General features: G+C 65.0%; 25 protein-coding genes. 17 read left to right on the forward strand and 8 right to left on the reverse strand.

Features of this window, described 5'->3' with window-relative positions:
• Position 1 precedes the first annotated feature (1 nt).
• The 9 genes from AC1KAR_RS03950 to AC1KAR_RS03990 all read left to right on the forward strand — a co-directional run bounded on the left by AC1KAR_RS03950 (position 2) and on the right by AC1KAR_RS03990 (position 8,468).
• Positions 2–502 carry an arsenate reductase ArsC gene (locus tag AC1KAR_RS03950; RefSeq protein WP_480314672.1) on the forward strand — a complete coding sequence of 167 codons (501 nt, stop codon included), beginning with the start codon at positions 2–4 and terminating at the stop codon, positions 500–502.
• A 1-nt stretch (position 503) separates the two neighbouring features.
• On the forward strand, positions 504–1,001 hold the full coding sequence (locus tag AC1KAR_RS03955) for an arsenate reductase ArsC (RefSeq protein ID WP_480314674.1): 498 nt from the start codon (positions 504–506) through the stop codon (positions 999–1,001).
• A 2-nt stretch (positions 1,002–1,003) separates the two neighbouring features.
• Complete coding sequence (gene arsB, locus AC1KAR_RS03960) at positions 1,004–2,083, forward strand: ACR3 family arsenite efflux transporter (protein WP_480314676.1); 1,080 nt, start codon at positions 1,004–1,006, stop codon at positions 2,081–2,083.
• 52 nt (positions 2,084–2,135) lie between these two features.
• Complete coding sequence (locus tag AC1KAR_RS03965; protein WP_480317749.1) at positions 2,136–2,459, forward strand: ArsR/SmtB family transcription factor; 324 nt, start codon at positions 2,136–2,138, stop codon at positions 2,457–2,459.
• 26 nt (positions 2,460–2,485) lie between these two features.
• Entirely contained in the window at positions 2,486–4,015 is a 1,530-nt protein-coding gene (locus AC1KAR_RS03970) for an NAD(P)-binding domain-containing protein (RefSeq protein ID WP_480314678.1), read from the forward strand.
• Positions 4,016–4,033: 18 nt separating this feature from the next.
• Positions 4,034–4,756, forward strand: coding sequence for an arsenical resistance protein ArsH (gene arsH / locus AC1KAR_RS03975; protein WP_480314680.1), 723 nt, complete (start codon positions 4,034–4,036; stop codon positions 4,754–4,756).
• A 9-nt stretch (positions 4,757–4,765) separates the two neighbouring features.
• Positions 4,766–5,962: an MFS transporter gene (locus tag AC1KAR_RS03980; protein WP_480314682.1), complete on the forward strand. Its 1,197-nt coding sequence runs from the start codon at positions 4,766–4,768 to the stop codon at positions 5,960–5,962.
• Between the two features lie 163 nt (positions 5,963–6,125).
• On the forward strand, positions 6,126–7,022 hold the full coding sequence (gene thyA, locus AC1KAR_RS03985) for a thymidylate synthase (RefSeq protein WP_480314684.1): 897 nt from the start codon (positions 6,126–6,128) through the stop codon (positions 7,020–7,022).
• Between the two features lie 195 nt (positions 7,023–7,217).
• Positions 7,218–8,468, forward strand: coding sequence for an alpha/beta fold hydrolase (locus AC1KAR_RS03990; RefSeq protein ID WP_480314686.1), 1,251 nt, complete (start codon positions 7,218–7,220; stop codon positions 8,466–8,468).
• Between the two features lie 21 nt (positions 8,469–8,489).
• On the opposite strand, the gene AC1KAR_RS03995 is transcribed toward AC1KAR_RS03990, so the two are convergent.
• From AC1KAR_RS03995 to scpA, 6 genes are all read right to left on the reverse strand, one after another.
• A complete protein-coding gene (locus AC1KAR_RS03995; protein WP_480314688.1) occupies positions 8,490–8,960 on the reverse strand; it encodes a VOC family protein in 471 nt (156 codons plus the stop codon).
• A 37-nt stretch (positions 8,961–8,997) separates the two neighbouring features.
• Positions 8,998–10,998 (reverse strand): acetyl-CoA carboxylase biotin carboxylase subunit, encoded by a 2,001-nt coding sequence (accC, locus tag AC1KAR_RS04000; protein ID WP_480314690.1) that lies wholly within the window; start codon positions 10,996–10,998, stop codon positions 8,998–9,000.
• Between the two features lie 130 nt (positions 10,999–11,128).
• On the reverse strand, positions 11,129–12,661 hold the full coding sequence (locus AC1KAR_RS04005) for an acyl-CoA carboxylase subunit beta (protein ID WP_480314692.1): 1,533 nt from the start codon (positions 12,659–12,661) through the stop codon (positions 11,129–11,131).
• Between the two features lie 35 nt (positions 12,662–12,696).
• Positions 12,697–13,500: a hypothetical protein gene (locus AC1KAR_RS04010; RefSeq protein WP_480314694.1), complete on the reverse strand. Its 804-nt coding sequence runs from the start codon at positions 13,498–13,500 to the stop codon at positions 12,697–12,699.
• Positions 13,494–14,513: a methylmalonyl Co-A mutase-associated GTPase MeaB gene (gene meaB / locus AC1KAR_RS04015; RefSeq protein WP_480314696.1), complete on the reverse strand. Its 1,020-nt coding sequence runs from the start codon at positions 14,511–14,513 to the stop codon at positions 13,494–13,496. Before meaB ends, AC1KAR_RS04010 begins: the two co-directional genes overlap by 7 nt.
• A 6-nt stretch (positions 14,514–14,519) precedes the next feature.
• Positions 14,520–16,685, reverse strand: coding sequence for a methylmalonyl-CoA mutase (gene scpA / locus AC1KAR_RS04020; protein WP_480314698.1), 2,166 nt, complete (start codon positions 16,683–16,685; stop codon positions 14,520–14,522).
• A gap of 260 nt (positions 16,686–16,945) precedes the next feature.
• On the opposite strand from scpA, the gene AC1KAR_RS04025 reads away from it, so the two are divergent.
• Positions 16,946–17,614, forward strand: coding sequence for a GntR family transcriptional regulator (locus AC1KAR_RS04025; protein ID WP_480314700.1), 669 nt, complete (start codon positions 16,946–16,948; stop codon positions 17,612–17,614).
• A gap of 16 nt (positions 17,615–17,630) precedes the next feature.
• A complete protein-coding gene (locus AC1KAR_RS04030) occupies positions 17,631–18,137 on the forward strand; it encodes a dihydrofolate reductase (RefSeq protein ID WP_480314702.1) in 507 nt (168 codons plus the stop codon).
• Between the two features lie 87 nt (positions 18,138–18,224).
• On the opposite strand, the gene AC1KAR_RS04035 is transcribed toward AC1KAR_RS04030, so the two are convergent.
• Positions 18,225–18,776, reverse strand: coding sequence for a hypothetical protein (locus tag AC1KAR_RS04035; protein WP_480314704.1), 552 nt, complete (start codon positions 18,774–18,776; stop codon positions 18,225–18,227).
• Between the two features lie 366 nt (positions 18,777–19,142).
• Here AC1KAR_RS04035 and AC1KAR_RS04040 point away from each other — a divergent pair, with 366 nt between their 5' ends.
• Positions 19,143–19,544 (forward strand): response regulator transcription factor, encoded by a 402-nt coding sequence (locus tag AC1KAR_RS04040; protein WP_480314706.1) that lies wholly within the window; start codon positions 19,143–19,145, stop codon positions 19,542–19,544.
• Between the two features lie 89 nt (positions 19,545–19,633).
• Here AC1KAR_RS04040 and AC1KAR_RS04045 read toward each other — a convergent pair whose 3' ends face one another.
• Positions 19,634–20,266, reverse strand: coding sequence for a response regulator (locus AC1KAR_RS04045; protein ID WP_480314708.1), 633 nt, complete (start codon positions 20,264–20,266; stop codon positions 19,634–19,636).
• 57 nt (positions 20,267–20,323) lie between these two features.
• Here AC1KAR_RS04045 and AC1KAR_RS04050 point away from each other — a divergent pair, with 57 nt between their 5' ends.
• The 5 genes from AC1KAR_RS04050 to AC1KAR_RS04070 all read left to right on the forward strand — a co-directional run bounded on the left by AC1KAR_RS04050 (position 20,324) and on the right by AC1KAR_RS04070 (position 23,549).
• Positions 20,324–21,679, forward strand: a complete 1,356-nt coding sequence (locus AC1KAR_RS04050; protein ID WP_480314710.1) for a CHASE3 domain-containing protein — start codon at positions 20,324–20,326, stop codon at positions 21,677–21,679.
• Between the two features lie 168 nt (positions 21,680–21,847).
• Complete coding sequence (locus tag AC1KAR_RS04055; RefSeq protein ID WP_480314712.1) at positions 21,848–22,012, forward strand: DUF1328 domain-containing protein; 165 nt, start codon at positions 21,848–21,850, stop codon at positions 22,010–22,012.
• Positions 22,013–22,085: 73 nt separating this feature from the next.
• Positions 22,086–22,457: a hypothetical protein gene (locus AC1KAR_RS04060; RefSeq protein WP_480314714.1), complete on the forward strand. Its 372-nt coding sequence runs from the start codon at positions 22,086–22,088 to the stop codon at positions 22,455–22,457.
• Positions 22,458–22,476: 19 nt separating this feature from the next.
• Complete coding sequence (locus AC1KAR_RS04065; RefSeq protein WP_480314716.1) at positions 22,477–22,860, forward strand: hypothetical protein; 384 nt, start codon at positions 22,477–22,479, stop codon at positions 22,858–22,860.
• Complete coding sequence (locus AC1KAR_RS04070) at positions 22,857–23,549, forward strand: hypothetical protein (protein WP_480314719.1); 693 nt, start codon at positions 22,857–22,859, stop codon at positions 23,547–23,549. Before AC1KAR_RS04065 ends, AC1KAR_RS04070 begins: the two co-directional genes overlap by 4 nt.
• The last annotated feature ends 10 nt before the right edge of the window (positions 23,550–23,559 follow it).

Here is a 23,559-nt window from a genome sequence, read left to right on the forward strand (position 1 = left end):
CATGGCCGACGACATCAAGCCCTACAACGTACTCTTCATCTGCACCGGCAACTCGGCCAGATCCATCCTTGCGGAAGCCCTGCTGAACCACGTCGGGAATGGCCGCTTCAAGGCTTATTCCGCGGGGAGCCAAGCCAAGGGTGAGGTGAACCCCTTCGCGCTGAGCGAGCTTCGGTCCCTGGGCATCCCGACGGATGGCTTGCGCAGCAAGAGCTGGGAAGAGTTCGCTGCTCCCGGCGCAGTGCACCAGGACCTCGTCTTTACGGTCTGCGATTCGGCCGCTGGCGAGGTGTGCCCGGTCTGGCCCGGTCAACCCCTGACGGCGCACTGGGGCATGCCCGACCCGGCAGCTGTCGTAGGCTCGGACGCGGCGAAGGCCAAAGCGTTCCACGACGCCGCCGTCACACTGAAACGGCGCATCGAACTGATGATGGCGCTGCCATTGGCAAGCCTTGACCGGTTGGCCATCCACAAAGAATTCAAAGACATCGGCAGGGCCTGACATGACCACCCACGTTCTCATCCTGTGCACGCACAACAGCGCACGAAGCGTCCTCGGCGAGGGCATGCTCAATCACTTGGCGAAGAAGCTCGGCAGGGACGTGCGCGGCCATAGTGCAGGCAGCACGCCGAGCGGCCGCATCAACCCGTACGCATTGGAAGCATTGGTCAACGCCGGGGTCGACGTCACCGAATTCCGTTCCAAGAGCTGGGATGAATTCACTGTGGCGGGCAGCGTGCCCCTTCGCGTGGTCATCACGGTGTGCGACAGCGCCGCCGCTGAGCAGTGCCCCGTCTTCTTCGGTGGCAATGGGCAGCCAGTCAAGGTGCATTGGGGTTACCCAGACCCTTCAAACGCGCCGGAGGCTGACAAGGCGAACGCGTTTGAGCTCACTCGCCAAGCCATCAGCTATCGGCTGCTTCAGTTGCTGCAGCTGCCGCTTGAGACCCTGAGCGACGCTGACCTCAAGCAGGCGCTCCTCGAAATTTCGGAAAGCTGAGCATGAGCACGTCAGAGCTAGTACGCACCAGCGCGCCGAATTCCGCGGCACCGGCGATCAGCTTCTTCGAGCGCTACCTGACCGTCTGGGTGGCGCTTTGCATCGTCGCGGGCATCTTGCTGGGCCAGGTGGCGCCAACGTTCTTCCAAGCGGTGGGCGCCCTTGATGTGGCCAAGGTCAACATCCCGGTAGGCGTGCTCATCTGGGTGATGATCATTCCGATGCTGCTGAAGATTGACTTCGCTGCGCTCGGCCAGGTCAAGGCCCACGCCCGCGGCATCGGCGTCACCCTCTTCATCAACTGGGCCGTCAAACCGTTTTCGATGGCGCTGCTGGGCTGGGTGTTCATCCGCCACGTGTTTGCGCCCTACCTCCCGCAAGACCAGCTCGACAGCTACGTGGCGGGCCTCATCCTGCTGGCGGCAGCACCTTGCACTGCGATGGTGTTTGTCTGGAGTCAGCTCTGCAAGGGCGACCCCTACTTCACGCTTTCCCAGGTCGCGCTCAACGACGCCATCATGGTCGTGGCCTTCGCGCCCATCGTCGCGCTGCTTCTGGGCCTGTCGTCTATCACCGTGCCCTGGGACACCCTCTTGACTTCGGTCGGCCTGTACATCGTCATTCCGGTCATCCTGGCGCAGCTGTGGCGAAAGCGCCTGCTGAGCAAGGGCACCCAGCACTTCCAGTCCGTCGCATCGAAGCTGGGGCCGTTCTCCATCGCTGCGTTGCTGCTGACCTTGGTGCTGCTGTTCGCCTTCCAGGGCGAGGCCATCATCAAGCAGCCGCTCGTCATCGCGTTGCTGGCGGTACCTATCCTCATCCAGGTCATCTTCAACTCGGGGCTGGCCTACTGGCTGAACCGCAAGCTCGGCGTGCAGCACTGCGTGGCCGGCCCATCGGCTCTCATTGGTGCCAGCAACTTCTTCGAGCTCGCAGTCGCCGCGGCCATCAGCCTCTTCGGCTTCCAGTCCGGCGCCGCGCTCGCAACGGTGGTGGGCGTTCTCATCGAGGTGCCCGTGATGCTGGCGGTCGTTGCGGTCGTGAATCGTTCGCAGGGGTGGTACGAGAGAAAAAACACCTAGCGTCCTGCAGCCTCGTTGACACAATTCAATGCTTCAAGTATTCTTGAAGCATATGCACAAAGACCAAGTCATCCGAGCACTCGGCGCCCTGGCGCATGAGATCCGACTCGATGTATTCCGGGAGCTGGTTGTCGCCGGGCCCGAAGGGGTGACGCCTTCCGTTCTGACCGAACGGCTTGGCGTCCCGCCCAACAAGTTGTCCTTCCATCTGAAGGAGCTGGCCATCGCCGGCTTGGTGACGTCCGAGCAAAAGGGACGCTACCTGCATTACCGCGCCGCCTACGAGCTCATGGACGGCGTCATCGGATTCCTCACCAAGAACTGCTGCAGGGGCTTGCCCGTCTCCAAAACCACGGACGCGGCCTCCTGCTGCTGAACCCACCTCTACGCCGGAGACACTTCATGTCGACCCCACTCGCGCATCTTCCTGTTGCCGTCCTCGGCGCCGGCCCCGTCGGCCTGGCCGCTGTTGCCAAGCTCATCGACCGCAGGCTGCCGTTCGTCGTACTGGAAGCGGGTGGCCGCGTCGGTGCGAACCTCATGGAGTACGGCCACGTGCGGCTGTTCTCGCCTTGGCAGTACAACGTCGACCACACGATGGCGGAGCTGCTGGAGCCGACCGGCTGGAAGCCTCCCGAGTCGAGCGAGCTGCCGCTGGCTGGCGAGGTGGTCGAGCGTGTGCTGCAGCCCTTCGCGCAACTGCCAGAGGTCGCCGCCGCGCTGCAACTGCGAACGAAGGCGGTCTCCGTGTCCCGCGAGGGCTTCGACAAAGTCAAGAGCAAGGGACGGGAGACCGCGCCCTTCGTCATCCGAGCAGTGCGCGACGGCAAGCCTATCGAGCTGAGGGCCCGCGCCGTCATCGACAGCACGGGCACCTGGAACTCGCCGAACCCCGTCGGTGCGAGCGGTCTGCCCGCCATCGGCGAGCGCGAAGTCGCGTCTCGTATCTTCTATGGCATCCCAGACGTCCTAGGCGCCCATCGGCCGCGCTACGAAGGCAAGAAGGTGCTGGTTGTCGGTGCCGGCCACAGCGCCGCCAACGCCCTGCTGGCATTGGCCGAGCTTTCACAGCAGACATCGACTACCAGGCTGGTCTGGAGCGTGCGCACGCCCGTTCTGACGCGCGTCTTCGGCGGCGGCGATGCGGATGCGCTGCCGGCGCGCGGCGCCTTGGGCGCTTCACTGCGGCGTCTGCGTGACACAGGCGCTTTGAAGTTCAATGCAGGCCTGCGCATCACCGAAATCACCCAGGAAGGCGGGAAGCTTCTCGTGTCTGGGCTCGACCGCAACGGCGAACCCAGGCACATCGACGCGGTGGACGAGATCGTCTGTGCCACCGGCCAACGGCCCGACCTGTCGCTCACGAGTGAACTGCGGGTGAAACTGGACCCATGGCTGGAGTCGACCGAAGCACTGGGCCCGCTCATCGACCCGAATGAACACAGCTGCGGGACGGTGCGCCCCCATGGCCATCGCGAACTCTCGCATCCCGAACCAGGCCTGTACACCGTCGGCGTCAAGAGCTACGGACGCGCGCCCACTTTCCTGATGGCCACCGGCTTCGAGCAGGTCCGCTCGGTTGTGGCCGCCATCGCCGGCGACCTCGAAGCGGCAGACCGCGTGGAACTCGAGCTTCCGCAGACCGGTGTCTGCAGCATTGGCGCGAGTGCCACGGCCAGCGCCGGCAGTGGTTCGCACAGGGGGCCAAGCGCCGCGCTCGACGTCGGTCTGCCCGTCAAAAAGGCGCCCGGCGGGTGCGGGACGTCTTCTTGCAGCACGCCAGCACCGGAGGCCGAACCTGCGGCCGTCACGGCCTCCGTGGCCCCAGCATCGGGCTGCTGCGGCGGCCCCGCCAAGGCGGACGCAAGTGCTTGTTGCGTGCTCGACGAGCAGAAGAAGTCCAAGGGCCTGAGCGGCTGCGGATGCAGCTGAGACCACGAAAGATTGAGCGTGTTCGAATCTGACCCGACCTTCCCGGCACTCCAGTCGGACCTCTTCGATGTGCCCGACCAGGCGCGGCTGACCGTCGCCGAGCCCTCCAGGCACCGCCCACGCTTCCTGCTGCTCTATGGCTCGCTGCGGGCCAGGTCATACAGCCGACTGCTGACGTTCGAAGCTGCGCGACTGCTTGAAGCGATGGGCGGGGACGTGAAGGTGTTCGACCCGTCCGGCCTGCCACTGCCCGATGATGCCCCGGACACGCATCCCAAGGTTCAGGAGTTGCGGCAGCTCGCAGCTTGGGCCGAGGGGATGGTGTGGTGCTCCCCTGAACGACATGGCGCCATGACCGGCATCATGAAAGCGCAGATTGACTGGATACCGCTCGCGGTCGGCGCCGTGCGTCCCACCCAGGGCAAGACGTTGGCTGTCATGCAGGTCTCAGGCGGCTCCCAGAGCTTCAACGCCGTCAACCAGCTCCGCGTGCTGGGTCGGTGGATGCGCATGCTGACCATCCCAAACCAATCCTCCGTCGCAAAGGCGTACGACGAGTTCACCGAAGACGGCCGAATGAAGCCCTCGGCCTACTACGACCGCGTCGTGGACGTCATCGAGGAGCTGTTCAAGTTCACGCTGCTTACACGAGACCTGGGACCGTACCTGCTGGACCGCTACAGCGAGCGCAAGGAAGCGGCTGAGAAGTTGTCCCAACGCGTCAAGCAAGCCGCCATCTGACGAGCATACATGGCTCTCGGGCGTTCGGGCACCGTCGCGGCACTGGGAACAGCGCAAACACTCGCCTGGGCATCCACCTACTACCTGCCGGCGATGCTGGCGATGCCGATGGCCAGGGACCTGGGTGTCTCCACGCCGACAGTGTTCGCCGCCTTCTCGGTTGCTCTCATCGTCTCGGCGCTCCTGGGGCCAAGGGCAGGCGCTGCCATCGACCGTCTCGGTGGCCGTCCAGTGCTCATGGGCAGCAGCCTCGTCTTCGCCGCTGGGCTGGCCGGCCTCGGCTTGGCCCAGGGCCCGATGGGCTTGTTCGCTGCCTGGGTCGTGCTGGGCCTTGGCATGGGGAGCGGTCTGTACGAGGCGGCCTTTGCGGCACTCGTGCGTCTCTACGGCAAGGACTCGCGAACGAGCATCACCGGCATCACGCTGGTTGCCGGGTTTGCCAGTACCGTGGGCTGGCCGCTGTCTACGTTTCTCGATGCGCAGTATGGGTGGCGAGGGACCTGCTTCGTGTGGGCTGGCTTGCACCTGCTGTTGGGCCTCCCGCTGAATGCCTTCCTCCCCAGAGTCGCGCCGCGAGAGCCGCACATTGCCCAGGTCGCGGAACCGTCGACAGCGGTGGAACCGCAGTCGTCGCTGCGTGCCACGCTGGCGCTGTCATTCGTGTTTGCGGCGACGTGGTTCATCAGTACCGCGATGGCGGCCCATCTGCCCCGGTTGCTGCAGGCGGCCGGAGTCTCGCTCGCTGGCGCCGTGTTCGTGGGGGCGCTCATCGGGCCGGCTCAGGTGGGTGCTCGATTGCTGGAGTTTGGTTTCCTGCGCAAGGTGCACCCATTGCTGTCAACCCGGCTGGCCGCGGCGATGCACCCACTCGGCGTGGCGCTGTTTGCCGTGTTTGGCGCGCCCGCGGCTGCCATCTTCGGAGTCCTCCACGGCGCCGGCAACGGCGTTCTCACCATCGCCAAAGGCACGCTCCCGCTGGTCATCTTCGGGCCGAAGGGTTACGGACACCGGCAAGGGCTGCTGATGGCCCCCGCGCGCATTGCACAGGCACTTGCGCCGTGGCTGTTCGGCTTGGCGCTTGACCGCTGGGGCAGTGGCGCCCTCGCAGTGTCGGCGACGATTGGTGTGTTGGCACTCCTGGCGCTGTTTGGCGTGCCGACGGCTGGCACGCACGGGTCGTCTACCCCCGCCGCCACCCGAACTTGATCATGTCCATCCGCGCCACATCGACTGCAATGCCGACCGAGTCGGTGGTCGAAGGCCGATCCTCATCGACCACCCCCAGCCATAGGGCGTGCGCGATACTTGTGGTCGCAGCCCCCGCCTCTACGGCGTTCCGCGTGGCTGCCTCTCATAGGACACCACCCTGATGCACACCCCAGAACAGCAGTACTTGGACCTGCTCGACCGTGTCCTCCGCTTCGGCGACCCAAGAGTCGACCGAACTGGAGTCGGAACGCGAGCGGTCTTCGGAGCGATGGCACGCTTCGATCTGTCAGAAGGCGACCTACCTGCCCTGACGACCAAGCGCGTGTACTGGAAAACGGCAGTCAAAGAGATGCTGTGGTTCCTTACCGGGAAGACCAATATCCGGGAGTTGCTTCAACAGAACGTTCGCATTTGGACTGACTGGCCGCTTCAGCACTACAGAAAGCAGGTCGACGCCGCCATCACACAGGAAGCCTTCGAGGCACTCATCCTTGCTGACGAAGCGTTCGCAGAGAAGTGGGGGGACCTGGGCCCGGTCTACGGGAAGCAATGGCGTCGCTGGTTGGGCGCCGACGGCAAGGAGCACGACCAGATCGCAGGGGTGATCGACGCCCTGAAGAACAACCCGGCGAGCCGTCGTATCTTGTTTCACGGGTGGAATGTTCCCGACATCGCTGCGATGTCGCTCCCGCCTTGCCATCTTCTCTATCAGTACCACGTGTCCAGCACCGGCAAATTGAGCTGCATCCTGTACCAGCGCAGCGCAGACGTTCTTCTGGGCGTCCCCTTCAACTGGGTCGGCGCCGTCGCACTGCAACACATGCTGGCTCAACAGGCGGGGCTCGAGTTAGGGGAGTTCATCTGGATGGGCGGGGACGTTCACCTGTACCAAAACCATGTGTCGCAGGCGCAAGAGCAGCTGTCCAGAGCCTTGCGCCCTACGCCGAAGATGCGGCTGGTGACCAAGCGCGATCGAATCGACGACTACACCATCGACGACTTCATCGTCGAGGGCTACGACCCGCACCCGCCAATCAAGGCAGACGTCGCAGTGTGATCGCATAGCTCGCGGCCTGAGCGCACTTCCGAGAGAGCACTCTCTGATGCGACCGACAGAGGACGCGCAACGTCGCCGCTCGCAGAGACGGACATCTGACATGCCGAAATCTCGCAATGCCGTCGTCGTGGCCATCTTGTGGCAGCTCGTCGCACGCCTGTGCCGCCCCGTGGCTCAGCGCAAAGGCGGCGCCGCATGACCCACCCGAATCGCTTCACGGCGCGCTGCGTGCTGGCTTTCGCCGCCGTGGCTTCTTACGCATCGGCCCTGGCGAGCGACAGCCCCTACATGCCTGCGCTGGAAGCCCCTGCCACGCCGCCGGCCCACACCTTCACACAGGAAAGCCAACTCGTCGCCTGGCCCACCTGGAGCGACATCGAGGCCGCCACGCTGCAACGCGCCGAGCTCACGCGCAGCAGCTTCGCTGGCGCAGGCGGCGCGAAGATCCACTATCGCCTCTACCGCCTGAAACCCGGCGGCAACGTGCCGCGCCGCGGTGGCATCGTGATCTCGTCGGGGCGCACCGAAGGCCTGGTGATGTACCAGGAGTTGATCCACGACCTGGTGCGCAACGGCTACTCGGTCTACATCCACGATCACCGTGGCCAGGGCTTCTCGCAGCGCTTGATCACGTCGGACACGACGATGGGCTATGTCGACTCGTTCGACAACTATGTATTGGACCTGGCGAGCTTCATTCAAGGCCCCGTGCGTGCCGCGCACGCCCCCGCCGATGGCCCGCTCTTCCTGCTGGCGCATTCGATGGGCGGCACGATCGCGAGCCTGTACCTCGAAGGCGATCCGGCCACCCCCGTCGCGGCCGCTGCGCTGGTCACGCCCATGATGCAGCCATGGGTCGCGCCACAGACCGATGCCAGCGTAGCCGTGCGGCTGGCCGACGCGTACTGCGAGAACCACAGCACGCCGGGCAGCGGGCCCGTGCTGTCGCTGGTGGACACGCACTATGCCGATGGCACCGACTTCGACACCGCCTACGCCGCCGTTCGGGGCCGCCGGGCCGACGCGCACAACGATCTCACGCACAGCGCTGTTCGCTTCGCTCGCCACTGGCAGGCGCGCAACGAAGCGCGCTGCGAGGGTACCGACTGCGGCTCACCGCACGCCAAGATCGGTGGTGTGTCGTACCGCTGGCTCAACGAAGCCTGCGCCGCATCGCGCCGCGCTCATGGCGAAGCGGCCCGCCAGATCACCCGCCCCGTGCTTCTGCTGCAAGGCGAGCTCGATCGCGTGGTCAAGCCGGCCGAGCAGAAGGAGTTCTGCGAGCGCCTGAACAGTGGCAAGGAGCCGGGCTATTGCGTCGGCCGCACCGTGACGCAGGCGCGGCACTCGGTCTTCATCGAGGCCGACACCTACCGCGAGCCCGCACTGCGGCGCGTGCTGGGGTTCTTCGACTGCATCCGAGCCGGGAGCGGGCGCTGCGAGTAGCGCTCGATCCACGCCGCTCGTTCAACCCAGCGCCGCGATCACCTCGGGCGGCGACTGCACCAGTTCGATCAGCACCCCTTCGCCGGCAATCGGGAACTCGTCATTGCTCTTGGGGTGCAAAAAGCAGATGTCGTAGCCTGCCGCTCCCTTGCGGATGCCACCGGGCGCGAACCGCACGCCTTGCGCTGTCAGCCACTCGACGGCCTTCGGCAAGTCGTCGATCCACAAACCCACATGGTTGAGCGGCGTGGTGTGCACCGCGGGCTTCTTCTCGGGGTCGAGGGGCTGCATCAGATCGACCTCGACCTTGAACGCACCCTTGCCCATGGCACAGATGTCTTCATCGACGTTCTCGCGCTCGCTGACGAAATTGCCGGTGACCTCGAGCCCCAGCTTGTCGACCCACAAGGTGCGCAGGCGCTCCTTGCTGGGCCCGCCGATGGCAACCTGCTGGATGCCCAGCACGCGAAACGGACGCTTTGTCACGAACATCTCCTCGGTATGCCGCAGCGTAGCGACTGGGGGATCGTCACTGAAACTTGATGATGACCTGGTCCACCGCCAAGCTCTCTCCCTTGGCGGCGGCCACCTCGGCCACCACGCAGTCCTGCGTGGCGAGCAGGATGTTCTCCATCTTCATCGCCTCGATGACCGCCAGCTTCTCGCCGGCCAGCACCTTCTGCCCAGGTGTGACCGCCACTTCGACCAGCAAGCCCGGCATGGGCGACAGCAGGAACTTCGACAGATCGGGCGGCTGCTTGAACGGCATGAGCGCGTTCAGTTCAGCCGCACGCGGCGTCAGCACTTTCGCCTGGATCTGCGTGCCGTTGTGCGAGATGCGGTACGACAAGCCCACGACTTCGATCTGCGCGCAGAACGGTTCACCGTCGAAGCTGCCGTGGATCACGATGTCGCGCAGCGGTGACTGCAGGGCAACACGGTAGGTCTTGTCGCCCACGGCAACGTCGAACCCGGCGCCCTGCGCCACGATGCGAACGGGCAACTGCTCGAACTGCCCTTCACCGAGCGAGGTGACCACCACATAGTCGTCACCCGGCTCGAACTCGTGGCCCGGCATCTGCCCGCTGATGCGCGTGACACGCTTGAGCAACCTGCGGTGCGCCACGGCGGCGAGCACCCGCAGGAACATCGGGTCGGCATGCGGCACGGCTTCCGCGGTGAAGCCCTTGCCATAGTGCTCGGCGATGAACCCGGTGTTGAAGTCGCCCGCCACGAACTTGGGGTGCGCCAGCAGCGCCGCCTGGAACGGGATGTTGGAGCTCACGCCACGGATGGCAAATGCATTCAGCGCCGCGCGCATCTTGGCGATGGCGTCGGCGCGGTCCTTTCCGTGCACGATCAGCTTGGCGATCATCGAGTCGTAGTACATCGGGATCTCACCGCCTTCGTAGACGCCGGTATCCACGCGCACGCCGTTGCCCTCGGCCGGGGGCGCGTACTTCACCAGCCTGCCGGTCGACGGCAGGAAGTTGCGGAACGGGTCTTCGGCGTTGATGCGGCACTCCATCGCCCAGCCGTCTCGCTTCACGTCGGCCTGCGCGAGTGGCAGCTTCTCGCCAGCCGCCACGCGGATCATCAGCTCCACCAGGTCAAGCCCGGTGATGCACTCTGTGACCGGGTGTTCGACCTGCAGGCGGGTGTTCATCTCCAGGAAGTAGAAGCCCTGGTCCTTGCCCACCACGAACTCCACCGTCCCCGCGCTCTGGTAGTTCACAGCCTTGGCCAACGCGACAGCCTGCTCGCCCATGGCCTTGCGCGTGGCTTCGCTGATGAAGGGCGACGGCGCTTCTTCGATCACCTTTTGATGGCGGCGCTGGATCGAGCACTCGCGCTCGTTCAGGTAGATCACGTTGCCGTGCGCATCGCCCAGCACCTGGATCTCGATGTGACGCGGCTCCTCGACGAACTTCTCGATGAACACACGGTCGTCGCCAAAGCTGTTGCGCGCCTCGTTCTGGCACGCCTTGAAGCCGTCGAACGCCTCCTTGTCGTTGTAGGCCACACGCAGGCCCTTGCCACCGCCGCCGGCGCTGGCCTTGATCATCACCGGGTAGCCGATGCCCTTGGCGATCTCCACCGCCTCTTTCGCGCCGGGGATGGCCGCGTTGTGGCCGGGAATGGTGTTGACGCGGGCTTCGCCGGCCAGCTTCTTGGACGCGATCTTGTCGCCCATGGCCGCAATGGAGGCGTGCTTCGGGCCAATGAAGACGATGCCTTCTTCTTCCACCCGCCGCGCGAACTCCTCGTTCTCGCTCAGGAAGCCGTAGCCCGGGTGGACAGCCTGCGCACCGGTCTGCTTGCAGGCCGCAATGATCTTGTCCATCACGAGATACGACTCGCGCGAAGGCGGCGCACCGATGTGCACAGCCTCGTCGGCCAGCTCGACGTGGCGCGCATCGCGGTCGGCGTCGGAGTAGACAGCCACCGTCTGGATGCCCATCTTCTTCGCGGTCTTGATGACACGGCAGGCGATTTCGCCACGATTGGCGATCAGGATCTTTGTGAACATGTGGATGTCTCGATGAGCAGGCAGGCGAGCAAAGCGAAGCCTTGATCAAGCAACGCCCGCGGATCCGGCTTTGCCGGTCCGCTGGGTGGCGCCCCTCGGGGGCAGGAGCGAAGCGACTGGGGGGCCCACATCAAAGCGGGATGTTGCCGTGCTTGCGCCACGGGTTCTCGATCTTTTTAGTGCGCAGCATGACCAGCGAACGGCAGATGCGCTTGCGCGTTTCGTGCGGCTGGATCACGTCATCGATGAAGCCGCGTGCGCCGGCCACGAAGGGGTTCGCAAACTTGGCCTTGTACTCGGCCTCGCGCGCCGCGAGCTTGGCGGGGTCGCTCTTCTCCTCGCGGAAGATGATCTCCACCGCGCCCTTGGCGCCCATCACCGCGATCTCGGCGTTGGGCCAGGCGAAGTTGACGTCGCCACGCAGGTGCTTGGAGGCCATCACGTCGTACGCACCCCCGTAGGCCTTGCGAGTGATGACGGTGATCTTGGGCACGGTGCATTCGGCATACGCGTAGAGCAGCTTGGCACCGTGCTTGATGATGCCGCCGTACTCCTGGCTGGTACCCGGCATGAAACCCGGCACGTCGACGAAGGTGACCACCGGGATGTTGAAGGCATCGCAGAAGCGCACGAAGCGCGCCGCCTTGATGCTGCTCTTGATGTCCAGGCAACCGGCCAGCACCAGCGGCTGGTTGGCAACGATGCCCACGGTCTGGCCTTCCATGCGGCAGAAGCCGATGACGATGTTCTTGGCGTACTCGGGCTGCAGCTCGAAGAACTCGCCGTCGTCGGCGGTCTTCACGACCAGCTCCTTGATGTCATAGGGCTTGTTGGGGTTGTCGGGCACCAGCGTGTCGAGCGAGAGGTCGATGCGGTCGGCCGGGTCGTTGCTCGGGAGCACCGGCGCCTTCTCGCGGTTGTTGAGCGGCAGGTAGCTGTAGAGCCGGCGCAGCATCAGCAGCGCCTCGACGTCGTTCTCGAAGGCCAGGTCGGCCACGCCGCTCTTGGTGGTGTGCGTGCTGGCGCCACCGAGTTCTTCGGACGTCACCTCTTCATGCGTGACGGTCTTCACCACGTCGGGGCCCGTGACGAACATGTAGCTGCTGTCCTTCACCATGAAGATGAAATCGGTCATCGCCGGCGAATACACCGCGCCGCCGGCGCTCGGGCCCATGATCATGCTGATCTGCGGGACCACGCCAGACGCGAGCACGTTGCGCTGGAACACCTCGGCATAGCCACCGAGCGAAGCCACGCCTTCCTGGATGCGCGCACCGCCCGAATCGTTCAGGCCGATGACCGGCGCGCCGACCTTCATGGCCTGATCCATCACCTTGCAGATCTTCTCGGCATGCGCCTCGGAGAGCGCGCCGCCGAAGACGGTGAAGTCCTGGCTGTACACGAAGACCAGCCGGCCGTTGATCATGCCGTAGCCGGTCACAACGCCGTCGCCCGGGATCTTGTTCGCCTGCATGCCGAAATCGTGGCAACGGTGGTCGACGAACATGTCCCATTCTTCGAACGTGCCTTCGTCGAGCAACAGATCGAGCCGCTCGCGCGCGGTGAGCTTGCCCTTGCCGTGCTGCGCGGCGATGCGTTTCTCGCCGCCGCCCAGGCGTGCGGCCGCGCGCCGGCGCTCCAATTCTTGAATGATGTCGTGCATGAGTTCTCCGGAGACGAACGCGGTGGTGGTTTGTGTCAGAGCCGCTGCGCAGTGCGGGACTGCCGGGCCCAGGTGTGCAGGAAGTTCATCGCGCGCGACGCTGAAGCCAGGTCGCGGCCCCACTTCGCACCGCTTGGCAGGTGGCGCATCCAGCCCATGCGGCGGGCGATCTGGCGCAGCACCACCAGCACCGGCTGCGCCTCGGCGGCCAATGCCTCCTGCCACACGCGCAAAGGTCTTGCGCCATTGGGCAGCAGCATCACGCTGGATTGCAGGTAGGTGAGCCAGTCTCGCGCCTGTGCCTCGGGCAGGGACATCACTTCGAGCGGGTCTTCCTCGAAATCGATGCACACCACGCGCTCGTCGTGCCACAGCATGTTGCGCGCGAAGGATTGGCTCAGGCACTGGTTCTTTCGGTGCACCCGAACAAGCGTGTCGAGGCCCGCGCGCCACAGCCGGATCACGAGCTCGGGTTCGTCGGCGGCTTCTTGCATCGCGCTGCGCAACTCGGGGCCCGACACGTACTCCAGGACCAGCCGGTCGGACCCTTCCAGGATCACACGCGGTACGTCGATGCCCGCCTCGCGCAACTCGCGCAAGCGGCGCACCTCGATGGCTTGCGCCTCGGCGCCACTGTGCGGCGGCACGCCGCGCAAGGCCGCGTTGCCAGCCACCTTGGCGATGGCGTCGAGCAGCTTGTAGCTGGCGCGACCGCGCTGGTCGCGCTGGGTCTTGACGACTACCGGGTCGCCTTCGGGTGTGTAGACGAGTTCGACGCGCGCATGCTGCGGGCGCGTCACCACATACTGCAAGGTTTCCTGGCTGATGCTGCCTAGCATGTCGTTGATGCTCCCTGTGTGGCTTCGGCAAGACCGGCCAGCGCGAGCAGGCGGCGTGCCGCGGCCGAAGGCGCGGTAGCGCCTTCGGCCACCTCTTGTCTCAATCGTGGCAAGGCTTCGCGCACTGCGGCGTGCCCGTTGAAGGCATGGCGCAAACCGGCATCGATGCGCTGGCCCATCCAGGCAAGCGCCTGGCGCGTGCGGCGCGCCGCCAGGGCGCCACTGTCGGTGCGGCGGGTGCGAAAGTCCTCGATCACGGACCAGAACTGCCCGACGCCATCACCGCGCAGCGCGCTGAGCGACATCACTTGCGGCGAGGCGAGTGCGCCGTCTCGCGCATGCGCGCCGAACAAGTGCATCGCGCTCGTGATCTGCGCCTGCGCGCGGGTCGCGGCGTCGGGGTCGATATCGACCTTGTTGATCACCACCAGATCGGCCAACTCCATGACGCCCCGCTTGATGGCCTGCAGGTCGTCGCCGGCATTGGGCAGTTGCAGCAGCACGAACATGTCGGTCATGCCGGCCACGGTGGTCTCGCTCTGGCCGACACCAACCGTCTCGACGATCACCACGTCGTAGCCCGCCGCCTCGCAGACCAGCATGGCCTCGCGCGTCATCTCGGCCACGCCGCCGAGCGTGCCCGAGGCGGGGCTGGGGCGGATGTAGGCTTCGGGCCGCGTGGAGAGCTGCTCCATGCGTGTCTTGTCGCCCAGGATGGAGCCGCCCGAGATGCTCGACGACGGGTCCACTGCCAGCACCGCCACCCTCGAGCCCCGGCCGATGAGGTACAGCCCCAGCGACTCGATGAAGGTGGACTTGCCCACGCCCGGCACGCCCGAGATCCCCAGGCGCAAGGCATTGCCGCTGTGGGGCAGCAGCGCGTTCAGCAGCGCATCGGCACGCAGCCGATGGTCACGCCGCGTGGATTCAATCAGCGTGATCGTCTTCGCGAGCGAGCGCCTATCGCACGCGCGAACGCCATCGAAGAGTTTCTGGTCGTCAGCCGGGAGCACGTTGCGTCAGGCTTTCGCGGCGAGGTTCGCCTTGATCTGTTCGAGCACGTCCTTCGCGCTCGCGGGGATCGGTGTGCCGGGCCCATAGACGCCCTTCACGCCGGCATCGAACAGGAACCCGTAGTCCTGGCGCGGGATCACCCCGCCGACGAAGACGATGATGTCTTCTGCGCCCTGCGCCTTGAGCGCCTCGATGATCGCCGGCACCAGCGTCTTGTGGCCGGCGGCCAGGGTGGACACACCCACCGCGTGCACGTCGTTCTCGATCGCCTGGCGCGCGCACTCCTCGGCAGTCTGGAACAGCGGCCCCATGTCGACGTCGAAGCCGAGGTCGGCAAAAGCCGTGGCCACCACCTTGGCGCCGCGGTCGTGGCCGTCCTGGCCGAGCTTGGCGATCATCACGCGCGGGCGGCGGCCCTCCTGCTCGGCGAAGGCGTTGATCTCGTGCTGGAGCTTCTCCCAGCCCTCGGCACTGTCGTAGGCGGCTGCGTACACACCGGTCACCTTTTGCGTATCGGCGCGGTGGCGCCCCCAGACTTTTTCGAGTGCATCGCTGACCTCGCCCACCGTGGCTCGCAGGCGGATGGCCTTGATGGCCAAGTCGAGCAGATTGCCCGAGCCACTGTCGGCGCAAGCGGTCAGCGCGTCAAGGGCGGCCTGCACGGCCGGCGCGTCGCGCCGGGCCCGGATGTTCTTCAGCCGTTCGACCTGCGCGTCGCGCACCGCGTGGTTGTCGATATCGCGCGCTTCGATCGGGTCTTCCTTGGCGAGCTTGTATTTGTTGACGCCGACGATCACGTCCTGCCCCGAATCGATACGTGCCTGCTTCTCGGCCGCGCTGGCTTCGATCTTGAGCTTGGCCCACCCGCTTTGCACGGCCTTGGTCATGCCACCCATGGCCTCGACCTCTTCGATGATGGCCCAGGCCTTGTCGGCCATGTCCTGCGTCAGCTTCTCCATCATGTAGCTGCCGGCCCAGGGGTCGACCACGTTGGTGATGTGCGTCTCCTCCTGGATGATGAGCTGCGTGTTGCGCGCGATGCGGGCCGAGAAATCGGTAGGGAGCGCGATGGCTTCGTCGAACGAGTTGGTGTGCAGCGATTGCGTGCCACCGAACACCGCGGCCATGGCCTCGATGGTCGTTCGCACCACGTTGTTGTACGGGTCCTGCTCGGTGAGGCTCCAGCCCGAAGTCTGGCAGTGGGTGCGCAGCATCAGGCTCTTGTCCTTCTTGGGATTGAACTCCTTCATGATGCGCCACCACAGCAGGCGCGCGGCACGCATCTTGGCCACTTCAAGATAGAAGTTCATGCCGATGGCCCAGAAGAAGCTCAGGCGACCGGCGAACTCGTCTACATCGAGCCCCTTGGCGAGCGCCGTCTTCACGTACTCGCGCCCATCGGCCAGCGTGAACGCCAGTTCCAGCGCCTGGTTGGCGCCAGCCTCCTGCATGTGATAGCCGGAGATGCTGATCGAGTTGAACCTCGGCATGTTCTTCGCCGTGTACTCGATGATGTCGCCCACCGCCCGCATGCTTGGCTCGGGCGGGAAGATGTAGGTGTTGCGGACCATGAACTCCTTGAGGATGTCGTTCTGGATGGTCCCCGACAGCTTGTCCTGCGGCACCCCCTGCTCCTCGGCCGCGACCACGTAGCCGGCGAGCACGGGCAGCACGGCGCCGTTCATGGTCATGGACACGCTGACGGTGTCGAGCGGGATGCCGTCGAACAGGATCTTCATGTCCTCCACGCTGTCGATTGCCACGCCGGCCTTGCCCACGTCACCAGTCACGCGCGGGTGGTCGCTGTCGTAGCCGCGGTGGGTGGCGAGGTCGAAGGCCACGCTCACACCCTGGGCGCCCGCAGCGAGTGCTCGGCGGTAGAAGGCGTTGGACTCTTCGGCAGTGGAAAAGCCGGCGTACTGTCGGATCGTCCAGGGCCGAACCGCGTACATGGTGGCCTGCGGGCCGCGCAAGAACGGCGCGAAGCCCGGCAGCGTATCGGCATGCGCAAGGCCTTGCGTGTCGGCCGCGGTGTAGAGCGGCTTGACAACGATGCCTTCGGGCGTGTGCCAGTTCAGCGCTCCGACATCACCACCAGGGGCGGATTTGGCGGCGGCCTTTTCCCAGGCGGCAATCGCCTCGGGGGTGAGCTTGGCGTCTTGGTTGGACATTTCCATCTCTTTGCAGAAAGCGGGTTGCGCGGCTGAACGTTCGGGCGATTTCCGGCGCGCGCTGCCATCGTCCACCCGCCAGATTCTGGACGACACCAGCCGCCGCGTGCCCCGGCGCACGCGGGGCGCACACCAGTGTCTCGGAACAACGCCCAGCACGCACATGGACCGACCTGACGGCCAGCGAGAAATCGGCAGAGATCGCTATGATAATGCAAAATTGAATTATATACTTCAGATCCGTCCAAGCCCGCCATCCCATGCCTGTCCAGCCGCTCGCCTCGCCACCCGCCCCCGCGCGCCTGCGGGAAAGTGCGCTGTATGAGCAAGTGGCCGAGCGCCTGCGCGCCAGCATCCTGGCCCACGACCTGGCGCCGGGCAGCTGGATCGACGAACAGGCGCTGACCACCGAGCTGGGCATCAGCCGCACGCCGCTTCGCGAGGCGCTCAAGGTGCTTGCCGGGGAAGGCCTGGTCACCATGAAGCTGCGCCGCGGCGCCTACGTGACCGAGGTGTCCGAGCGCGATCTCTCCGAGGTCTTCCACCTCCTCGCGCTGCTCGAAGCCGACGCGGCATCCCAGGTGGCCGCACAGGCCACGGAGGCCGAACTGGCCGAGCTCGAAGCCCTGCACCACGCGCTCGAGAAGACGGTCGACGACCGCGAGGCCTTCTTCCGGGCGAACGAGCACTTTCATATCCGCCTGCTCGAGATCGAGAACAACCGCTGGCGGCTGCAAATGGTGAACGATCTGCGCCGCGTGATGAAGCTCAACCGACATCACTCGCTCTTCAAGCAGGGGCGGCTCGAGGCCTCGCTCGCCGAGCACCGCGCAATCGTCGCCGCCCTCAGGGCACGCGACGGCTCGAAGGTGCGTGAACTGATGCAGCAACACATTCATCAAGGCCGTGCCGCCGCCACGCTCTCGTGACGTCCACAATGGCGGCATGAACCGCCCTGCCCTCAGCTTGATCGCCGCAGTCGCCCGCAACGGTGTCATCGGCCGCGACAACGCCTTGTTGTGGCGACTGCCCGAAGACATGCAGTTCTTCAAGGAGACAACCCTCGGCCATCCGGTCATCATGGGCCGCAAGACCTGGGACTCGATCCCCCCGCGGTTCCGCCCGCTCCCCGGTCGGCGCAACATCGTCATCACGCGCAACGCCCAATGGCGCGCCGAGGGCGCCGAGGGGGCGACATCGCTCGACGCGGCCCTCGCCCTGCTCGATGGCACCCCGCACGCCTTCGTGATCGGCGGCGCACAGATCTATGCCGAAGCCTTGCCGGTGGCCGACCGGTTGCTCCTCACCGAAATCGACCGCGACTACGACGGCGACGCGCACTTCCCCCGCTGGAGCCGAAACGACTTCGCAGAGGCTGCCCGCAAAAGCCACCACAGCGGTGAGCCGAATGACTTCGACTACGCGTTCGTCACTTACGAGCGCAAACGCTGATTCAAGGTTGCCGGCACGCCCAAAAAGAAAAGGCCCGCATCTGCGGGCCTTTCCCTTCAACAGAGAGATTGAGCGACAAGCCGTCGATCAGGACTTGCCGAACTTGGCCTTGGCTGCAGCCACGCAGCTGTCCTTCGCGTCACCTGCCAGCGCGTCGCAACGCTCTGCGGCTGCCTTGTAGTCGGCATCACGAACGTCCTTCGCCGCATCCTTGCGGACTTCGGCGGTTTCCTTGTTGACCTTGGCGCTGGCCATGGCCTGTTCCTTAGCGGCCTTGGCATCCTTCACGCAGACGTCCTTGTCGTTGCCGGCCTTGTCATCGCACTTCTCCTTGGCGACCTCGTAGGCAGCATCGGCCTTGGCCGTGGCGATCTTGTGCTGATCGCTCGCCTTGCCGGTGTAGCTGTATTCGAGTTCAGCCTTGGCAACCTTCTCCTTGCCGTCCGCTTCGTCCTGGCAAACGTCCTTGGCGTTGCCCGAGAGCGCATCACAGGCCTTCTTGTCGGCCTTGTGCGTCTCGCTGATGCGATCCTTGCCGGCCTTGTACTCGTCCTTCGAGATGTTCGCGGCGTGAGCCAGCGGCATCGCGAGCATGGCAGCAACGATCAGCGAGCACTTGAGCGTGTTGGTTTGATTCATGTCTCTGTCCCTTCAATGGTTTGTCAACACATGAGGGGCCTTGGGCTCCTCACGACGAGACCGAAGTATCAGAAGCGAGGCGCCTCACGCACAGCAGACGGCACCGCGGTGTGCTGTAGTGCCTGTCCTACGGCCACAATCCGTGCCCCGCTCCAGGAAAAAGTGACATCCCCGTGTAGGCTCTGTCCGACAAGGATTCGGGGCGTCGTTCAGATGGTCTGGCCGGGCGCCAGCAGTCACACTCACAAACAGAACTTTCGTCTTTCATGTCTTACGTTGCGCATGCAAGGAATTCCTCACCCGTCTGGGGTCTTGGCGACCCTGGGCCAGCCGCAGGCTCGCGACTCCAAGAAAGGTAGCCCGTCCATGCAGCCGCTCAGGACCTACATCGTCGAAGACAGTCAGGTCATCCGCGAGAACCTGATCGCCACGCTCGAGGAACTGGTCCCCGTCGAAGTCATCGGCACGGCCGAAGACGAAGCGAGTGCAGTGCAATGGCTTTCCAGGCCCGAGCAAGAGGTCGATCTCGTGATCGTCGACATCTTCCTGAAGTCGGGTTCCGGCCTGGGGGTTCTCAAGGCCACGAGCGAACTGCCACAGCATCACAACGTGGTGGTCCTGAGCAACTACGCCACGCCCGACATCCGCCGCAAGTGCATGGAACTCGGCGCGAGCAAGGTGTTCGACAAGTCGAACGAAATCGACGCGCTGATCCAGTACTGCGGGCGCCTCGCCACCGGTGAAACCGGCTTCGGCTCACTCGCCTGATCGCGCCATTGCGGCTCGACGCTCGGCATGAGTGCCGTTTCAAAGGCAAGGCCACAAAGGCACCGCGCGCCCACCGGGCGCACCGCCCGTCACTGGATCAAACCATTCTTCAGCGCGTAATAGGTCAGGTCGCTGTTGGACTCGAGCTTCATCTTCTCCATCACACGCGTGCGGTAGGTGCTCACCGTCTTCACGCTGAGCGACATGCTGTCGGCCATGTGGCTGATGGTCTCGCCCTTGGCCAGACGCAAGAAGACCTGGAGTTCACGCTCCGACAACTGCTCGTGCAAGGGCCTGTCGCCTCCCCCACCGAGGCCATCGGCAAGGCGTTCGGCCACGCCCGCAGTGATGTACTTGCGGCCGCGAGCGATCGTCCGGATGGCCTTGACCAGTTCTTCCGGATCGCAGTCCTTGTTGAGGTAGCCACTCGCGCCCTGGCGCAGCAGAGTCGTGGCGTAGTGCTCTTCAGGGAAACCACTCAGGATCAGCACCGGCAGATCGGGTGCGCGGGCCTTGATGCCGGCAAGGGCATCGACGCCGCTCTGGTCGGGCATGGAGATGTCGAGCAGGATCACGTCGACGTCGCCGGCCCGCACGATGTCGAGCGCGTCGCGGCCGTTGGCGGCTTCGGCCACGACGGTGAGATCGGGTTGATCCGCAAAGAATTGGCGCAGGCCTGCGCGAATCATGGCGTGGTCATCAACAATGGCGATTCGAATCATGGTGCGCCTCTGTGCTCATTCAATGCATGATCCCATGTTATCGGACGGACTAGGACCATGAGTATTTCGACTGTCGTCAGGCAAAACCCCGTCGTCTTTCCACTGGCCTGCCTGGCGGTGATGGCGATTCTCGCTGTCAGTGAGACGTCTTACTGGCGGTCCATATCTAGCATCTCCAATTTGACCGAGGTGGGCGCGGCGCGCGCCAATGTCCAGACCTTGGCGCAAGGCATGCTCGATGCCGAGAGTGGTCAACGCGGCTACCTGCTCACCAATCGAAAGGAATATCTTCTGCCGTACGACCGGGCCCTTGCGAAGATCAACGATTCGTTCAAGTTCCTGGATCAGTACTACAGCAAGGACGAAAGCTCCACCGCCATCCTGGGCAAATTGCATGCCGTTGTCGAGGGCAAGCTGTCAGAGCTGTCCGAAACGAACCGCCTGTACGACGAGGGGAAGCTCGAAGCGGCCATGCAACTGGTGCTGAGCGACATCGGCAAGGAGAAGATGGAAGCCGTGCGCCAACTGACCAACGAGTTGGTCGCGCGCGAGACCAGCAATGCCAACGCCACGCGGCTCGAAGTCGAGCAGACGCTGTGGCTCGCCCGCTGCGGCCTGGCGGTGCTGAGCCTGTTGAGCCTGCTGTCTCTTTTCATGTTCCTGCGCCAGCGCAGCGCGCTCGAAGCTCAGCGCGACGAGCAGCAGCGGCTCGTTCTCGGCGAACGCAACCGCCTGGAGCGCGAGGTCGAAAAGCGCACCGCCCAGCTGACCGAGTTGACCGCCCACTTGCAGACCGCCCGCGAAGACGAGCGCCACCGGCTCGCGCGCAATCTTCACGACGACCTGGGCGCCCTGCTCACCTCGGCCAAGCTCGACGCGGCACGCATTCGCCCCCGCTTGGTGGGCGCGGCACCCGAGGCGATGGAGCGTCTCAACCATCTGGTCGACACACTCAACAGCAGCATCGCGATGGGGCGTCGCATCATCGAAGACTTGCGCCCTTCCACGCTCGGCAACCTCGGCCTCATCCCCACGCTGGAGATCCTTTCACGAGACTTCGAAAAGAACACCGGCATCGACGTCCTTTGCATGCTCAAACCCGTGCGGCTTCTCCCGGATGCCGAACTCGTCGTCTATCGGCTGGTCCAGGAATCCCTCACCAACATCGCCAAGTACGCGCAGGCCAAGGCCGTGTGGATCGACCTCGATGCACACCACGGCTACGCGCAGATCAAGGTGCGCGACGACGGCGTGGGCTTTGACGTGACAGCCCAGCGCCGCTCGGCATTCGGCCTGGTGGGCATGCAATTCCGCGTGAAGAGCGTGGGCGGCACGCTGCGGCTGACCTCGGCGCGCGGCCGCGGCACGACAATCGAGGTCAACCTGCCCGAGGCGCACCAGGCCACGGCCTGATTCCCAGTCGCGCCATTTGGCGCGCATGCGGGCCCGTAGGCGTATTCCTACATGCCTGTGCAGGTTCGCCCGACATACGCAGGGCGACGTCACCTATCGCCGCGGCCTGCTCCTGTGCAGACACTGGCATCTCGAACTTGCCACCAACTCTCATCAGAGGAGCCAACCATGCTGCACTACGCCGTTGTCTTTTTCATCATTGCCCTGATCGCCGCGTTGTTCGGCTTCGGTGGCATCGCCGCCGGCGCCGTCGGCATCGCGAAGATTCTATTCATCGTGTTTGCCGTACTTGCGGTGGCCAGTTTCCTGGCCGGCCTGTTGCGAAAAGGCTGAAAACAGCGCATCGTTGCCGCTCTGCTTTCTCGCAGCGCGCCTTCACCTCGATCACCACTGAAAGGCTGACACCATGAAGACTGTCGAACAACAAACCAACTCGCTCACCGACGCCGCTGCAGAAAAGGCGGAGCACGCCATCCGCGCCACGCAACGGGTCACCAACGATGCCCTCGACGGGCTGTCGAACTCGGTGAGCACCACGCGCGATCGCGTCTCGCCGGCCATCACGCGCGCCACTGAACAGGCGGCTGCCTACGCCCATCGCGGCATCGACGCGGTGCGCAATGGCACGAACCAGGTTCGTGAACGCGCCGTGCATGCGACCGATGTCACCGCCGACTACATCAAGCACGACCCGATCAAGTCGGTTCTGATCGCAGCCGCTGCTGGCGCCGCGCTGATGGCCCTGGTTGGCTTGCTGAGCCGCCCGCGTCGCGATTGAACTTGCGCCGAGCGATTCAGTGATCCACCCCCTGCTTCGCCTGGTCGCGACGAAGCCGCAGCTCCTGGCCGACCACGCCGAGGCCTACGCCAATCTGATCGGCGAAGAACTCGGCGCGGTTTCAGTCATCTGGAAGCGCAGCGTTGCGTTGAAAGCGCTGGCCCTCTGCCTGATCGGCGTCTCAGCCGTTCTCGCCGGGGTGGCCCTGATGCTCTGGGCGGTGATCCCGCCCGCCGATATTCAAGCGCCTTGGGCGCTGATGGCCGCACCCGCTGTACCGCTCGTTGCCGCCGTGCTGTGCTGGCTGGTCAGCCGCAATGACGCGGCCAAGAGCGCCTTCAACGGCATCCGCCGCCAGGTCCGTGAAGACGTGGCCATGCTGCGTGAAGTGAGCACGCCTTGAGCCCGAACACCGACACCCCCGGCGGCACGCCCGCCACTGCCGCCGCTGAAGACCCTCTGGTCCAGGCATCGGCCGCCGAGCGCCTCGCGTTGTCCCGCGAGCGCATGCGCCGCGTGATGCACAGCTACATGCCACCCGTGTCCCGCCGGGGCGAGGAATCAGGCGCGCTGCCCGAGTGGCTGCAAGGCATGGCCGACACGCCCGTCGTCGCTGCGGTGATGGAAGCCACGCGCTCCTGGTGGGCGCACCATCCGCTGCGCCTGGCTACCCTGGTGGCCAGCGACGCAGGCAAGACGGTGCTCAAGCCGCTGGCCCAGAAGCACCCCTTCGCCGTCGTTGCCGGTGCGGTCCTTGTCGGGATCGTCGTCGCGCGCATGCGCCCGTGGCGCGGGCTCGTGAAGCCTGCCCTGCTGGTCGGTCTGCTGCCGCAGGTCATGTCCAAACTGGTGGCGCATGTGCCAGTGCAGTCGTGGCTGTCGGTGTTGAGCAGCTTCACCGACACGGTGAGGCAAGCGACCGGCAAGCCAGACGATATGAAAGCTGGTGGCGCCGAGCCGGCGAGCGCCCAGGCTGCGGCCGCGTCATCGGCCGCTCAGCAACCCACCGCGGCGGGTTCCGGCACGCCAGGAGCTGCGGGCATGAAGCCACCCATCGTGCCGACCGACGGCGGCGGCGGCACCTTGCACTGATTCAGCAGTC

It is taken from the genome of Piscinibacter sp. PDB1-1 (assembly GCF_056675995.1).

Excerpts from the sequence above, each read along its gene's own strand:
- arsB (WP_480314676.1), top strand. The coding sequence starts at position 1,004 with ATGAGCACGTCAGAGCTAGTACGCACCAGCGCGCCGAATTCCGCGGCA.
- AC1KAR_RS03990 (WP_480314686.1), top strand. The coding sequence starts at position 7,218 with ATGACCCACCCGAATCGCTTCACGGCGCGCTGCGTGCTGGCTTTCGCC.
- AC1KAR_RS04050 (WP_480314710.1), top strand. The coding sequence starts at position 20,324 with ATGAGTATTTCGACTGTCGTCAGGCAAAACCCCGTCGTCTTTCCACTG.
- scpA (WP_480314698.1), bottom strand. The coding sequence starts at position 16,685 with ATGTCCAACCAAGACGCCAAGCTCACCCCCGAGGCGATTGCCGCCTGG.
- AC1KAR_RS04010 (WP_480314694.1), bottom strand. The coding sequence starts at position 13,500 with ATGCTAGGCAGCATCAGCCAGGAAACCTTGCAGTATGTGGTGACGCGC.
- thyA (WP_480314684.1), top strand. The coding sequence starts at position 6,126 with ATGCACACCCCAGAACAGCAGTACTTGGACCTGCTCGACCGTGTCCTC.
- AC1KAR_RS03955 (WP_480314674.1), top strand. The coding sequence starts at position 504 with ATGACCACCCACGTTCTCATCCTGTGCACGCACAACAGCGCACGAAGC.
- AC1KAR_RS04030 (WP_480314702.1), top strand. The coding sequence starts at position 17,631 with ATGAACCGCCCTGCCCTCAGCTTGATCGCCGCAGTCGCCCGCAACGGT.
- AC1KAR_RS04035 (WP_480314704.1), bottom strand. The coding sequence starts at position 18,776 with ATGAATCAAACCAACACGCTCAAGTGCTCGCTGATCGTTGCTGCCATG.
- AC1KAR_RS04045 (WP_480314708.1), bottom strand. The coding sequence starts at position 20,266 with ATGATTCGAATCGCCATTGTTGATGACCACGCCATGATTCGCGCAGGC.
- AC1KAR_RS03950 (WP_480314672.1), top strand. The coding sequence starts at position 2 with ATGGCCGACGACATCAAGCCCTACAACGTACTCTTCATCTGCACCGGC.
- AC1KAR_RS04040 (WP_480314706.1), top strand. The coding sequence starts at position 19,143 with ATGCAGCCGCTCAGGACCTACATCGTCGAAGACAGTCAGGTCATCCGC.
- AC1KAR_RS04025 (WP_480314700.1), top strand. The coding sequence starts at position 16,946 with ATGCCTGTCCAGCCGCTCGCCTCGCCACCCGCCCCCGCGCGCCTGCGG.
- AC1KAR_RS04005 (WP_480314692.1), bottom strand. The coding sequence starts at position 12,661 with ATGCACGACATCATTCAAGAATTGGAGCGCCGGCGCGCGGCCGCACGC.
- AC1KAR_RS03980 (WP_480314682.1), top strand. The coding sequence starts at position 4,766 with ATGGCTCTCGGGCGTTCGGGCACCGTCGCGGCACTGGGAACAGCGCAA.
- AC1KAR_RS03995 (WP_480314688.1), bottom strand. The coding sequence starts at position 8,960 with ATGTTCGTGACAAAGCGTCCGTTTCGCGTGCTGGGCATCCAGCAGGTT.
- AC1KAR_RS04060 (WP_480314714.1), top strand. The coding sequence starts at position 22,086 with ATGAAGACTGTCGAACAACAAACCAACTCGCTCACCGACGCCGCTGCA.
- AC1KAR_RS04055 (WP_480314712.1), top strand. The coding sequence starts at position 21,848 with ATGCTGCACTACGCCGTTGTCTTTTTCATCATTGCCCTGATCGCCGCG.
- AC1KAR_RS03965 (WP_480317749.1), top strand. The coding sequence starts at position 2,136 with ATGCACAAAGACCAAGTCATCCGAGCACTCGGCGCCCTGGCGCATGAG.
- AC1KAR_RS03970 (WP_480314678.1), top strand. The coding sequence starts at position 2,486 with ATGTCGACCCCACTCGCGCATCTTCCTGTTGCCGTCCTCGGCGCCGGC.
- accC (WP_480314690.1), bottom strand. The coding sequence starts at position 10,998 with ATGTTCACAAAGATCCTGATCGCCAATCGTGGCGAAATCGCCTGCCGT.